Origin of the sequence: Marinobacter sp. F4218 (assembly GCF_019443085.1) — a bacterium.
In the GTDB taxonomy this organism is placed as follows: Bacteria; Pseudomonadota; Gammaproteobacteria; order Pseudomonadales; family Oleiphilaceae; genus Marinobacter; species Marinobacter albus.
Map to the genome: position 1 here is coordinate 102,909 of NZ_JAHZIL010000005.1, position 13,881 is coordinate 116,789.

The 13,881-nt window shown below is 57.8% G+C and carries 12 protein-coding genes; 6 read left to right on the forward strand and 6 right to left on the reverse strand.

Annotated elements, in window-relative coordinates; translation table 11 throughout:
- Nucleotides 1-81 precede the first annotated feature (81 nt).
- The 3 genes from K0B93_RS18735 to K0B93_RS18745 all read left to right on the forward strand — a co-directional run bounded on the left by K0B93_RS18735 (nt 82) and on the right by K0B93_RS18745 (nt 2,728).
- Nucleotides 82-972 (forward strand): LysR family transcriptional regulator, encoded by an 891-nt coding sequence (locus K0B93_RS18735; RefSeq protein ID WP_219868760.1) that lies wholly within the window; start codon nt 82-84, stop codon nt 970-972.
- A gap of 47 nt (nt 973-1,019) precedes the next feature.
- Nucleotides 1,020-1,412 carry a glycine cleavage system protein GcvH gene (gene gcvH, locus K0B93_RS18740; RefSeq protein ID WP_219868761.1) on the forward strand — a complete coding sequence of 131 codons (393 nt, stop codon included), beginning with the start codon at nt 1,020-1,022 and terminating at the stop codon, nt 1,410-1,412.
- Between the two features lie 119 nt (nt 1,413-1,531).
- Complete coding sequence (locus K0B93_RS18745) at nt 1,532-2,728, forward strand: class I SAM-dependent rRNA methyltransferase (protein ID WP_219868762.1); 1,197 nt, start codon at nt 1,532-1,534, stop codon at nt 2,726-2,728.
- A gap of 19 nt (nt 2,729-2,747) precedes the next feature.
- Here the strand turns inward: K0B93_RS18745 and K0B93_RS18750 are convergent, their stop codons facing one another.
- Nucleotides 2,748-3,404, reverse strand: coding sequence for an HAD family hydrolase (locus tag K0B93_RS18750; protein ID WP_219868763.1), 657 nt, complete (start codon nt 3,402-3,404; stop codon nt 2,748-2,750).
- A 173-nt stretch (nt 3,405-3,577) separates the two neighbouring features.
- On the opposite strand from K0B93_RS18750, the gene K0B93_RS18755 reads away from it, so the two are divergent.
- The 3 genes from K0B93_RS18755 to K0B93_RS18765 all read left to right on the forward strand — a co-directional run bounded on the left by K0B93_RS18755 (nt 3,578) and on the right by K0B93_RS18765 (nt 7,790).
- Entirely contained in the window at nt 3,578-4,108 is a 531-nt protein-coding gene (locus K0B93_RS18755; RefSeq protein WP_219868764.1) for an RNA pyrophosphohydrolase, read from the forward strand.
- 15 nt (nt 4,109-4,123) lie between these two features.
- Nucleotides 4,124-6,430 (forward strand): phosphoenolpyruvate--protein phosphotransferase, encoded by a 2,307-nt coding sequence (gene ptsP / locus K0B93_RS18760; protein ID WP_219868765.1) that lies wholly within the window; start codon nt 4,124-4,126, stop codon nt 6,428-6,430.
- A 118-nt stretch (nt 6,431-6,548) separates the two neighbouring features.
- Nucleotides 6,549-7,790: a patatin-like phospholipase family protein gene (locus tag K0B93_RS18765; RefSeq protein ID WP_219868766.1), complete on the forward strand. Its 1,242-nt coding sequence runs from the start codon at nt 6,549-6,551 to the stop codon at nt 7,788-7,790.
- Between the two features lie 50 nt (nt 7,791-7,840).
- On the opposite strand, the gene hslU is transcribed toward K0B93_RS18765, so the two are convergent.
- The 5 genes from hslU to K0B93_RS18790 form a co-directional block, all read right to left on the reverse strand.
- Nucleotides 7,841-9,169, reverse strand: a complete 1,329-nt coding sequence (gene hslU, locus K0B93_RS18770; RefSeq protein ID WP_219868767.1) for an HslU--HslV peptidase ATPase subunit — start codon at nt 9,167-9,169, stop codon at nt 7,841-7,843.
- Between the two features lie 12 nt (nt 9,170-9,181).
- The gene (hslV, locus tag K0B93_RS18775; RefSeq protein WP_219868768.1) at nt 9,182-9,712 is read right to left on the reverse strand and encodes an ATP-dependent protease subunit HslV; all 531 of its coding nucleotides are present in this window, start codon (nt 9,710-9,712) and stop codon (nt 9,182-9,184) included.
- Nucleotides 9,713-9,824: 112 nt separating this feature from the next.
- Entirely contained in the window at nt 9,825-10,460 is a 636-nt protein-coding gene (locus tag K0B93_RS18780; protein ID WP_219868769.1) for an SPOR domain-containing protein, read from the reverse strand.
- 9 nt (nt 10,461-10,469) lie between these two features.
- Nucleotides 10,470-12,155 (reverse strand): arginine--tRNA ligase, encoded by a 1,686-nt coding sequence (gene argS / locus K0B93_RS18785; protein WP_219868770.1) that lies wholly within the window; start codon nt 12,153-12,155, stop codon nt 10,470-10,472.
- Nucleotides 12,156-12,290: 135 nt separating this feature from the next.
- A complete protein-coding gene (locus tag K0B93_RS18790) occupies nt 12,291-13,874 on the reverse strand; it encodes a hypothetical protein (protein ID WP_219868771.1) in 1,584 nt (527 codons plus the stop codon).
- Nucleotides 13,875-13,881 lie beyond the last annotated feature (7 nt).

The following is a 13,881-nucleotide window of genomic DNA, read 5'->3' on the forward strand; positions in this document are numbered from 1 at the left end:
AGCCTAGCCCGGTCTATGCATGAAAAATAATGGTATTATTTCAGTAAATCATGAGAAAAATTCATTTATTTGGGGGAGGTCGTGATTGAGCGAAACCATCTGGAAATCCTCAGAGCCGTTGCGGAGAGGGGTTCCCTAACGGCTGCTGCCAAAACCCTGAACCTGACTCAATCTGCGCTCAGCCATTCAGTGCGAAAGCTGGAGCAGCAACTGGGCACTGCAGTGTGGGTTAGGGAAGGGCGTCAGTTACGCTTGACACAATCTGGTGAGTATTTGCTCACGCTGGCGGGCCGATTGCTGCCGCAATTCGAGCACGCGGAGACTCTGATCGGTCAGTTCGCCACAGGGCAGCGAGGAAGCCTGAGGATCGGCATGGAATGCCATCCCTGTTACCAGTGGCTACTCAAGGTGGTAGGTCCTTATCTGGATCGTTGGCCGGGCGTTGATGTGGACGTGAAGCAAAAATTCCAGTTTGGCGGGATCGGCGCCTTGTTCGGTTACGACATAGATATGCTCGTGACACCGGACCCTCTGCACCGGCCGGGCCTGGTGTTCGAGCCGGTGTTCGATTACGAGCAGGTACTGGTGGTGGCTGACGGGCATCCGCTGGCGGACGCTCGATGGGCAGAACCTGCCGACCTCGCAAAAGAGACTCTGATCACCTACCCCGTGGAAATCGAGCGGCTCGATGTGTACGCCCGGTTCCTGTTGCCCGCCCACGCCAGTCCTGCTCGGCACAAGACGATTGAAACCACCGACATTATGCTGCAGATGGTTGCTGCCGGACGAGGAGTGGCAGCACTGCCGCGCTGGCTGGTGGCAGAGTATGGCGCCAGAATGGCGGTCAGGCCGGTGCAAATGGGTGAGCACGGGATTGCAAAACAGATCTTCCTGGGATTGCGCGAGCGGGACCAGCAGGTGGATTACCTGAAATCGTTCATGACAATGGCACGTGATGTTAGCTGGCGTTAGGCTCTTGCGGTAAACTGCGCGAAAAAATCCAATCAGGGAATCCGATCATGAGCGACATACCTGCAGATCTCAAATACATCGAAACTCATCAATGGGTCCGCATCTCCGATGACGGCACAGCCACGGTTGGCATTACAGACTTTGCCCAGGAACAGCTGGGTGATGTCGTTTACATTGGCGTGCCGGATTTGGGCATAACGGTCAATGGTGGTGAGGAGGCCGGCGTGGCCGAATCGGTCAAGTCCGCCTCAGACGTGTTCAGCCCGGTGACCGGTGAAGTCATTGCGGTGAACGAGGCGCTTGAGGACGAGCCGGAGAAAGTGAATGACGACCCGTATGGCGATGGTTGGCTGTTCAGGGTAAAGCTGACTGACCAGGGTGAGCTTGAAGGTTTGATGGATGCAGCGGCCTACGCGGAGCATGTGGCGGCCGAAGGATAACCTCTGGAACCGCGTTGAAGGGCTGGCTGGCCTGTCCGGCGCCCCCCCATCACTGCGTGCTGTCATTTCGGGGTTATGTATAATCCCCGCCCCATGTTTGTTTCCGTCAGGTGGTCGCTATGAATTTTCCGGTTCTGTATCTTCGAAAGGGCGCTGAGCGCAGGCTTCGGGCTGGCCACCTGTGGGTCTACAGCAACGAGATCGATACCCGTCGTTCGCCGCTGACCGGATTTGAAGCCGGCGTCCAGGCTGAGTTGAAAGCCTCCAATGACAAGTCTTTGGGTACCGTTTTCGTCAACCCGAATGCCCTAATCTGTGGTCGGTTGATCAGTCGGGACGGAAATCACGGCATGACGCCGAAACGCCTGAGTCAGCGTCTGGAGGCAGCACTGAGCTTGCGGGACAGGCTGTTCGACAAGCCGTTTTACCGCTGGGTGTTCGGTGACAGTGATGGGCTCTCCGGACTGGTCATTGATCGCTTCAATGACACGGTGGTGGTGCAGATTTCCACGGCGGGCATGGAGCAGCTGAAAGACACCATTGTTCGGTCCGTGCTGCGTTTGGTGCACCCGAAGGCAATTATCCTCAAAAACGACGGCAAGATGCGCAAGGTCGAGGGCCTCGATGTTTATGTGGAACAGGCGCACGGTCCGCAGGTCTCGCTGCTTGAGGTGGAAGAGAACGGGGTGCGATTCGAGGTGCCCCTGGAAGGCGGTCAGAAAACCGGTTGGTTTTACGATCATCGGATGAACCGTCAGCGCCTGCAGTCCTATGCCCCCGGCAAGCGGGTTCTGGATGTCTTCAGTTACGTCGGCGGTTGGGGCATTCAGGCCGCTTCTGCCGGCGCCTCTCAGGTGACCTGTGTTGACAGTTCGTCATCAGCGATCGACTCGGTGCATCACAACGCCCGTCTGAATGGCCTCGAGAACGTGGATACCCTGGAAGGGGATGCGTTTGAGGCGCTGAAAGCCCTGTGTGATGAAAAAGAGAAATACGACGTCGTCGTGCTGGATCCGCCGGCGCTGATTCCCCGTCGCCGTGACCAGAAGGCTGGGGAGCAGGCCTACGCACGGCTCAACCAGCTGGGCCTGCGGTTGCTGGACCGCGACGGCATTCTGGTTTCGGCTTCCTGCTCCATGCACCTTTCTCAGGACAAACTGACCGATATCATTCGCAGCAGCGGCCGCAAGATCGACCGTTTCGTGCAGTTGCTGGAGCAGGGGCATCAGGCCCCGGACCACCCGGTTATCCCGGGAATACCCGAGACCGATTACATTAAATCCTGTTTCGTGCGGTCCCTTACCAGCTTTTTCTGAAGGCTCCGGCCGATTTTCTTCAGTCCCGGAGAGACATGATCTGCCAGCCATGTTCCCGGGCCAGGGCCTCTAGAGTGGGGTCCGGGTCCACGGCGACTGGATTCTCCACGGCTTTCAGCAGCGGAACGTCATTGTGGGAATCGCTGTAGAACCAGGCGCCACCCAGATCTCTGCCGTGGGCTTCCAGCCAGTCATTCAGCCGCGCCACTTTGCCCTCCTGGAAGCTCGGCACTCCGGCGACTTCACCGGTGTAGCGGCCGTTGACCAGTTCCGGCTCGGTGGCAATCAGGTGCTCAATGCCCAGTTCTTCCGCAATTAGTTCGGTTACGAAGCGGTTGGTGGCGGTAATGATCATCAGCGTATGGCCCTGGTTACGGTGATGATCCAGTAGCTCGCCGGCCTTGCGCTGCATCATGGGGCGGACCTTTTTGTCCATGAAGGTTTCCCGCCAGGCCACCAGTTGATCCATGTTGTGGTTCGCCAGTGGTTGGAGAGCAAAGCCGAGGTAATGCAGGATGTCCAGTTCGCCGTTCAGGTATTCCTGGTAGAACCGGTCGTTGGCTTTCTGGTATTCCTCAGCATCCACGATCCCTTCTTCAACAAGGAATTCACCCCACGCGTGGTCGCTGTCCCCAGCCAGAAGGGTGTTGTCCAGATCAAAAATTGCGAGCGTCAAGCTATTACCTCCGGTGTTCACTGGGCCTGCCATGAGGGCGTCAGTCTATCACGACCCGGCGATTGCGGCTTCGTTTGCCGAACCCTTGGGTTTCTGCAAGAATGAGAGCAACTTGGATAAATCCGACCGGTTGATTTTTGTACCGGTCTGCCGACTTTTAAGAGGACTGTGCCGTGATTGATTCAGACGGTTTCAGACCCAACGTCGGAATCATTCTGGCTAACCACAGGGGCGAGGTTCTCTGGGCGAGGCGAATTGGGCAGGACTCCTGGCAGTTTCCGCAAGGTGGTATCAAACACGAAGAATCACCGGAAGAGGCGTTGTATCGGGAGCTTGGTGAGGAAATCGGTCTGGGTGCCGGCGATGTGGAAATCATCAGCTGCACGCGAGGCTGGCTCAGGTACCGGCTTCCCCGGAGGATGGTTCGCCATAATTCCCACCCCGTTTGCGTGGGTCAAAAACAGAAATGGTTCCTGCTGAGGATGCTGTCACCGGACGCGCAGGTGTGCGTGGACGGTACCGATTCGCCGGAGTTTGATGGCTGGCAGTGGGTTAGTTACTGGTACCCGCTCGGCCAGGTAGTCTCGTTTAAACGGGAAGTGTATCGACGTGCGCTGAGAGAACTCGCGCCACGACTGTTCTACAACATGGAGCAGTGGCATCGGAGCGAGCAGACTCGGCGCTTTAAGGAACACCAGAAATGACGGATTGACCCCGCCATGCTGAGCATACTGCGAAGTCTTGTACAAGAGGTAAACAGCGCCCGCGATTTGCAGGAGGCGCTGGATGTCATCGTGTCGCGTGTGCAAAAAGCCATGGGAACGGAGGTCTGCTCTGTCTATCTCCTGGACCCGGCGACCAATCGCTATATTCTGATGGCCACCGAGGGCCTCTACCGGGAGGCGGTGGGCAAGGTCAGTCTGGCCTACTCCGAGGGCCTGGTTGGTCTCGTCGGTTCTCGAGAGGAGCCGATCAACCTCGAAGATGCGCCGTCCCATCCCCGTTATCGCTATTTCCCCGAAACCGGTGAGGAACGTTTCCGGTCATTCCTTGGCGTTCCCATTATTCACCACCGCCGGGTGCTCGGCGTCCTGGTAGTGCAGCAACGGGAAAGCTCCCGTTGTTTCGACGAGGGCGAGGAAGCGTTTCTGGTCACGGTCTCCGCGCAGCTGGCGGGCGTTATTGCCCACAGTGAAGCAACTGGAGCCATCAGCGGGCTTTCATTGACCGGCGAAGAGGCCCGGGACGTCAGCTTTAGCGGTGTGCCAGGTGCTCCGGGGGTGGCGATTGGTGAGGGAGTTGTGGTTTACCCGGCTGCCGATCTTGATGTGGTGCCGGAAAAGCCCACCGAGGACATAGAGCAGGAACTTGAGCTTTTCCGCGAGGCTGTAAAGGCGGTGCGCGAAGACATCGAGCGGGTTGCCAAGCGGCTGGCTTCACAGTTACGCCCCGAGGAACAGGCCCTGTTCGATGTCTATCTGAGAATGCTGGGCGACGAGGCCATGCCCGGGGAAGTGGCCAACCAGATTCGGGAAGGCGTTTGGGCTCAGGGGGCTCTGAAACAAGTAGTGCAGCAGTATATTCGCCATTTCGAAATGATGGATGATCACTATTTGCAGGAGCGGGCGGTCGACGTGCGCGACCTCGGTCGCCGCCTGCTCTCCCACCTTCAGGAGGGTGAGCAGCTTCACCTGGAGTACCCCGCCCGTACGGTACTGGTCAGTGAGGAGCTGACGCCGGCCATGTTGGGTGAGGTGCCGAAGGGGCAGCTCGTTGGGCTGGTGTCCGTCAAGGGGTCCAGTAACTCTCACGTAGCCATTCTTGCCCGAGCCATGGGTGTGCCCACGGTCATGGGGCTGGTGGATATTCCGGTTAACCAGTTGGATGGCAAGGAGTTGGTGGTCGATGGCTTCGAGGGGCAGATATTTGCGTCGCCATCGGATGACCTGAGAGCGTTCTACCAGGCTATTTGTGACGAGGAGGATGAGCTCATTCGTGGGCTGGAGGTGCTGCGAGACAAGCCCTGCGAAACCACGGACCATCATCGGGTCTCGCTGCTGGTGAATACCGGGCTGATGACGGATGTGGTCCGTTCCCTGTCTCACGGCGCCGAGGGCATCGGTCTTTATCGCACGGAAGTGCCGTTCATGATCAAGGACCGGTTCCCGTCCGAGCAGGAGCAGAGAGAGTATTATCGGGAGCAGCTTGAGGCATTCGCGCCGAGCCCGGTCACGATGCGGACGCTCGATATCGGGGGCGACAAGTCACTGACCTATTTTCCCATTCAGGAGGAAAATCCCTTCCTGGGCTGGCGCGGCATTCGGGTCACCCTTGATCATCCGGAGATTTTCCTTGTTCAGGTGCGGGCCATGCTTAAGGCCAGCGAGGGGTTGAATAATCTCCAGATCATGCTGCCGATGATCAGCAATATCTCGGAAGTCGAGGAGTCCCTGCACCTGATCTACCGGGTTTATCACGAAGTCCGGGAGGAGGGGTACGATATCCATATGCCCAAGGTGGGCGTGATGGTTGAGATTCCCGCCGCGGTTTACCAGATTCGTGAGCTGGCGGACCGGGTCGACTTCCTGTCGGTGGGATCGAACGACCTCACGCAATACCTGCTGGCGGTCGACCGGAATAACCCGAGGGTCGCCCAGCTCTACCACTCTTATCACCCGGCCGTACTCCAGGCCCTGGTTCGCATCGCCCAGGACGCCCACGTCGTTGGCAAGCCGGTGGGTATCTGCGGCGAATTGGCGGGCGATCCGGGTGGCGCGTTGCTTCTGATGGCCATGGGCTATGACTCCCTGTCCATGAACGCGGCCAGTCTGCCGAAGGTAAAATCGGTGATTCGCAGCGTCAGCCGGGAATGGGCGATGCAGTTGCTGGAGGATGTCCTGCTGCTGGACTCTCCCCATGTGATCAAGAGCTGCGTTGACCTCGCTCTGCGGAATGCGGGCTTTGGTCGGTATCTGCGCCCGGGCAAGTCGACAACGATTGCCTTTGCTGAAAAGGCCCTTTCCTGAACGTTTGTCTCGTTTTGAACGAATATAGGGTGAGTACTCTAAAACCTGCTGATAGGTTTATGGGTAACTGCGGATTCGGAAGTCATTCCCCGAAACGCCAACCGGAAAAGGAAACATCATGACAGCTCCAGCCGATCTCAAATCTTCTCCCCGCGTAGGGCTTGCCCTCGGCGGTGGTGGGCCTTTGGGCGGGATTTATGAGATTGGTGCCTTGCGAGCGCTGGATGAAGCCCTGGACGGTCTCGATTTCAATGAGATTGATGTCTACGTTGGGGTTAACGGTGGGTCTTTCGTGGCGGCCAATCTGGCCAACCAGATGACCACAGCGCAATTGTGCCGCATTTTCGTTCGCAATGAAGCCGAGGTTCACCCATTCCACCCTGAAGTCTTCTATCGCCCCGCATTTCGAGAGCTGGGCAGTCGGTTGCTGGCGGTCCCGGGTCTGGTTTCAACGGCGGTCCAGCGGTTTGTGAACAACCCTTACGACCAGAGTCTTCTTGAGGCACTGACGATCCTTGCGCAGGCGGCACCGGCGGGCCTGTTCGATAACGAGGGTTTGCACGAGTATCTCAAGCGGGCATTTACCATGCTTGGCCGCACCAACGATTTCCGGCAGTTGAAGCGAAGCCTGTATATCGTTGCGGCGGACGTCGAAAGCACGGAGGCCGTATGCTTTGGTGCGCCCGGTTTTGATCACGTACCGATTTCCAAGGCAATCCAGGCAAGTACTGCGTCTCCCGGCCTGTATGTGCCAGTGGATATCGACGGTCGGTATTATGTCGATGGCACTCTGCGTAAGGGGCTACACGCCTCGGTAGCGTTTGAGGATGGAGCGGACTTGGTGTTTGCGGTTAATCCCCAGGTACCGATTGACGCCAGTGCTGCGGTTCGGGCGGGCACCATGAAACCGGGTGAGCTGACACGCTCTGGCATGCCCAACTTACTGTCCCAGATGTTCCGAACCATGGTTTACTCCCGGATGCAGTCTGGAATTGCGCAATACGCGCGGGACTATCCGGACAAGGATATCCTGCTGTTCGAGCCAACCCGGGATGACGCCAAGCTGTTTTTCTCGAATGTCTTCAGCTTCCAGTCCCGTCGAATGGTGTGTGAGCATGCTTACCAGATGACACGTCGGGACCTGTTGAACCGGGCCGACGAACTGGAGCCAAAGCTGGCGAAGTACGGCATAACGCTTCGCCGGGATCGGCTGGAAGACGAGCAGCGAACCATCAGCACCAGTCTCTACGGGGAGATGCTTCCGCTTTATGTGGCCAAAGGCCGGAAGAAAAAAGCCGAGAAGGGAAAGCTCGCATCGGGCCTGGAAAACGTGACTCACCTGTTCAGCAAGGCCCAGTAAACCCGGAGGCAGGGGGCACGATTGCCGCACCCCCCCCCGTTTTGCCGCAGTTACAGAATGTAGCGACTGAGATCCTCGTCTTCGGCCAAGGCTCCCAGCTTTTCGTCCACGTAGTCGGCGGTCACCTCAAAGCCATCATTGACCTGATCGCCCGCGTCGAACGACAGGCTCTCCAGTAACCGTTCAAGCACTGTATGCAGCCGCCGGGCGCCAATATTCTCGGTGGTTTCGTTGACCTTCCACGCCACTTCCGCAATGCGGGTGATGGCGCCTTCGCCAAAGGTCAGTTTTACCCCTTCGGTCGCCATGAGCGCCTCATACTGCTGAACCAGGGATGCGTCTGGCTCGGTAAGTATGCGCTTGAAGTCCTCTGGTGAAAGCGCCTCCAGCTCGACCCGGATCGGCAGCCGGCCCTGAAGCTCCGGAATCAGGTCGGAAGGCTTCGACAGGTGGAACGCACCGGAGGCGATAAACAGAATGTGGTCTGTACGAATCGAGCCGTACTTGGTGCTCACCGTGCTGCCCTCGATCAAAGGGAGCAGGTCCCGTTGGACGCCTTCGCGGGAAACGTCGGATGAGGTGTTTTCGGAGCGTTTGGCGACCTTGTCGATCTCGTCAATGAAAACGATGCCATTCTGCTCTACCACCTGGATGGCCTTCTGCTTTATCTCTTCCTCATTAACCAGTTTGGCGGCTTCCTCGTCTTTAACCCGTTTCAGCGCGTCACTTACCTTCATTTTCCGGGTCTTGCGCTTGTCGGAAGACAGGTTGGAGAACATGCTCTGGAGCTGATTCGTCATTTCCTCCATTCCCGGAGGCGCCATGATCTCGACGCCGGCCCCGCTGCTGCTGAGGTCGATTTCAATTTCCTTGTCGTCCAGCTCGCCCTCGCGCAGTTTTTTGCGAAACAGCTGCCGGGTAGAGGAATCCTCGCTGCGCTGGCTGTCTTGCTGGAAATCTCTCGCCGGAGGCAGAAGGGCGTCCAGAATGCGTTCCTCCGCGGCATCAAGAGCACGGTGCTCATGACGTTTCATTTCCTGCTCGCGCAGCATCTTGATGGCCATGTCGGCCAGGTCCCGGATGATTGACTCCACGTCCCGCCCGACGTAGCCGACTTCGGTGAACTTGGTGGCTTCCACCTTGAGGAACGGGGCGTCGGCCAATTTCGCCAGCCGTCGAGCAATTTCGGTTTTACCGACGCCGGTGGGGCCGATCATCAGGATGTTTTTTGGGGTGATTTCGTCGCGCAGGGTGCTATCCAGCTGCATCCGACGCCAGCGATTTCTCAGGGCGATGGCCACCGCCCGCTTGGCTTCTTCCTGGCCCACGATGTGTTTATTAAGCTCGTGGACAATCTCACGGGGTGTCATTGCAGACATGGTCGCTCCGGGTCACTCGTTGGTAGACAGCACTTCGAGGGTGCGATTGTGGTTGGTGTAGATGCAGATATCAGCTGCGATATCCAACCCTTTTTCCACAACCTCGTGGGCAGAGAGTTCGGTGTTTTCCAGCAGGGCTCGCGCTGACGCCTGGGCAAATGGGCCGCCGGATCCGATGGCTATCAGACCCTCCTCGGGTTCGATGACATCGCCATTGCCGGTAATGATCAAAGATGCGGTTTTATCTGCTACCGCTAGAAGCGCTTCCAGGCGGCGTAGGGCCCGGTCTGTTCGCCAGTCCTTCGCCAGCTCGACTGCCGCCCGGGTCAGGTTACCCTGATGTTTTTCCAGCTGGGCCTCAAATCGTTCGAACAGGGTAAACGCGTCGGCAGTGCCGCCGGCGAAACCGGCAATCACCTTGCCATTGTATAAGCGGCGAACCTTTCGGGCATTGCCCTTCATTACCGTATTGCCCAGGGAAACCTGGCCGTCGCCACCCATGGCAACTTCATCATCGCGGCGGACCGAAAGTATGGTAGTCATTTGGGCTCCAATTGCCTGATTGAAATCGGTATTGGGCAGTTATGGAGGCGTGGGAGGAGAATTCAAGTGGAGAGCCTGTCGACAGCGCGAAAAGCTCTCCCCAGGGTTCAGGTTAACCTTCCTTCGGAATTTTCCGGATGAGGGGCTGGATATTGATCGATACCAGCTTGTCGATCGCCGAATTCATCTGGCTCCGTGAGGTGAAAGGGCCCACGTTGACACGGTACCAGATGGATCCGCTGTCCAGGTCAATGCGCTGCACAGTGGCGCGCAGGCCCTGGAAGGCGATCTGGGCTCTTTGGCGCTCGGCGTCGCCCTTGCTTCGGAAGGAGCCGGACTGCACCAGGTAGGTGAAATCCTGCTTCACAGGGCCAGGGGTGTACTCGTCAACCTTGGGCGGCACGACCTCGGATTCCGGGAGCATTTCATAGAAGCGGAAACCGGGCTTTTTTTCCTCGGGTTCGGCGACCGTTTGTGACTGGCTGCTCTCTGTCTTGGTGGCCGGGGCTTGCGTTGCCTGCGGTGCACTGCCGGTTGGCAGGGAGTTCAGGTAGACAATGAAGCCGATGAAGCCGCCAACCGCAGCCAGTGAAAGGATCCATTTCACCGACAGGCCCCCGTGCTGAGATCGTGCGGGTGCCGCCGGCGCAGTCCGCTTCCTTGGGCTGGGCGAAGGCTTGGCGCGCCTTTTCTGTGATGTCGCGGAAGGCGAGGCCGAGCGGTTTTTTCGGGCGTAATCTCGGGACATGGTCGTTACTTACATCTCTTCCGGAGCGCTGACACCCAGCAGATCGAGGCCGTTGGCAATTACCTGGCGAATCGCAAGGTAGAGGCTCACGCGGGCATCGCGAATTGCCGTATCTTCAATGAGTACCTTGTGAGCGTTGTAGTAAGTATGGAACTGGCCCGCCAACTCCCGCAAATAGTGGGTCAAATGATGCGGTTCCCGTTGAGCTGCGGAGTTAGCAATCAGTTCCGGGTACTTGGCGAGTTGATTGGCGAGCTCTTTCTCCTCGTCCAGAGTCAGCAGCGACAGGTCACCCACGCACTGGTTGCGTTCCCGCTCTGCACCTTCCTCCGCGAGTTTTCGCAGAACACTGCAGATGCGAGCATGAGCATACTGGATGTAATACACCGGATTCTCATTGGTCTGGGATCGCGCCAGATCGATATCGAAGGTCAATTGCGAGTCGACGCGACGGGCGGCGAGGAAGAACCGCGTCGCGTCCCGACCAACTTCGTCGATCAGGTCCCGTACGGTGACATAACTGCCGGCCCGCTTGGAAATTTTCACCTCCTGGCCCGATCGGGTCACCATCACCATCTGGTGCAGAACGTAATCGGGCCAGCCCTTCGGAATGCCGGCATTGAGGGCCTGCAGTCCGGCCCTGACCCGGGTAACCGTGGAGTGGTGGTCGGCACCCTGTTCGTTGATGACGGTGGTGAAGCCCCGTTGCCACTTGTTGAGGTGGTAGGCGACATCGGGCAGGAAGTAGGTATAGCCACCGTCCTTCTTGCGCATCACCCGGTCCTTGTCGTCGCCGAATTCGGTGGTCTTCAGCCACATGGCGCCGTCCTGCTCGTAGGTGAAACCGTTATCCCGCAGACGATTGACCGTTGCTTCCACCTTGCCCTCGTCGTACAGGGACGACTCAAGGAAATAAACGTCAAAATGCACGCCAAATGCCTTCAGGTCCAGGTCCTGCTCCCGGCGCAGATAGGCGACGGCGAATTCGCGTATGGCGTCCTGGTCATCCGGATCTGCCTTGGCGGTGACCTCGCGGTCGTCGGCGGTCACGGTCTCGCCGGCCAGGTAGGCCTCTGCCACATCGACGATGTAGTCTCCGCGATAGCCATCCGCGGGCCAGCTGTCATCGTCGGGGGTCAATCCTTTTACCCGGGATTGCACTGACAGCGCCAGGTTGTTGATCTGGGCACCGGCATCGTTGTAGTAGAATTCGCGGGTCACGTTATACCCGTTCGCTTCCAGTAGCCGGCAGAGGCAGTCACCGATTGCGGCGCCGCGACCGTGACCGACGTGCAGGGGGCCGGTCGGGTTCGCAGAGACAAACTCAACCTGCACCTTTTCACCCTGGCCGCTGTTGTTGCGGCCAAACCGGTCGGTTTGCTCGAGGATCGTGTTCACGACCTCGAAAGCACTGGCGGTACTCATGAAGAAATTGATGAATCCGGGGCCGGCAATTTCCACTTTCCGGACAGCTTCGCTCTGCGGTAGTCGATCGATCAGTGCTTCGGCGAGTTTCCGGGGTGGGCAACCAGCAGCCTTTGCTGCTACCAGGGCGATGTTGCAGGCGTAGTCGCCGTGGGATTTGTCCTTGGTGTTGCCCACTTGCGGTGTAAATGCCTCGTCGGCAGGCAGGATGCCCTCGGATTGAAGGGAAGCCAGCGCGGACTGGAGCAGATCGGAAACGGTCTCTTTCATGCTGTCGGATGACTCGGTTTACTGGAGAATTGGAGTTAGGGCAGGGCGCCCGTTGGAAACAGAAGGCGGGTATTATCGCGGAAAGTTGAGCGGCAAGCAAAAAGCCCGGCAGTTGCCGGGCTGGAAGGATATTAATTAGAGTGCCGTAAAGGCCTCCGCGATATCTCCGCCGGGAGGGGTTACAACAACATTGAGTCTTGGTATTCCCTCAGGGCTCGCGTTTGCTTCCGCGAAAACACAGGTGGTAAGTCCTGTTTCGAAGACCAGTGCCGACCCTGTTCCGATGGTTTTGGACGCCTGGCTTTCGTTAATGATTGTGCCATCGGTTGCCGTAAACTCGATGGTTGTGCCAGAGGGAGGCACCACGGATGCGGTTGTACCGCCGTCGCGCACTACCACGGACGTTGTCGCACAGTATTCGTTGCCGGAAGTATTGGCCAGCGATACTGTCACGTTATCGGAGCTGGATTGCACGATAGCTGCGGCCTGCTCAACGGTTGTCGGCTCATAGGTACAGGTGCTCGTCGGCAAGAAACAGTCTGTGCCTGAGGTTACTCGTTCGCCCTGCGTGTAAGCGTAGATTATCGGACGAGCTTCCCGCGTTGCGAGGCTGGACCATGTCACGTTACATTTGCCACCGTCGTCGAGTTCGCAGTCCGGCGTAATCGAGCCGTTGGAGGTTGTGAAGTTAACGATGGTGTTGCCTCGAATCGCATCCCCGTACCGGTCTGCCGCGGAGATAGTTACACCGACTGTCACGCCGTCAATGTTCATGGCATTCGGCAAGAAATTATCAATGCTCAGGGAGAAGTTCGCCTCAGTCGGGATGTAGGAGTTAACCGCGATAGGGGCAGAGGTCGTTGAGATGGTGTCGCCCGAAGAGCTCGTTGTCGTGGCTACGACACGAACAACCGCATTGGTCGTTCCGGCTTCTACGCTCGCCACAACCTGCCCGGCATCGTCTGTTTCGCCGCTTGTTTGGGTAAGTTTCAGATCAGTGTCTGCGGGAAACAGTGAAAAGTTAACGGTAGATCCGGGGATGCCATTTTCGGATTCATCCTCGAGTGTGAAAGTGACTTTAGAGACACTTTTCCGGCCCTCGATCGATTGTCCGTTCGGCGCGATTGAATTGGGTTGCGGCTGGGATGCGACCAGATCAACGGCCTCAGGAGGTGCAATGTTCAGCACCACGCTGGCCTCCGCCCCTGCGACTGTTGCCGTTACCAGATCCTGAGGCGCACAGCCCATTGCCGTGTATGTAGTCCTGGCGAAACCTGAAGACACTGTGACTGGATTGGCGGACAGTGATGCCCTGGCATTGTCCAGGCAGGGGGAGGAGAAAGTAACTTCGATACTTTCTCCGGTAACCAGGCTGTTGGCGTCATTCTGGTCTACTACTGTGACCTCCAGGTAGGCTTTTCCTCCTGATCCCAGATTGACGGTGGACGCCGATACCTGGCCATCCACAAAACCGCTGCCAGAGTTAATGCCAATTGCTATCGATTTAGTTTCCGGGGTGCTCGTAGACCCTTCATCAGTCGTGGCGTCACCCGTTGAGCCCGAACTGTTGCCGGAGCCTGAGTTTGCAAGGGGGGCAGATGCATCATCGCCACCGCAGGCGGCAAGAATCAGTGCCAGCGATATTGCTGACGTACGCGCAAGGAACTTCCCTGACATTTCCAATCTCCATGATTTCCGTTTGGTTTTGCAGTCATCCATAAGTGAA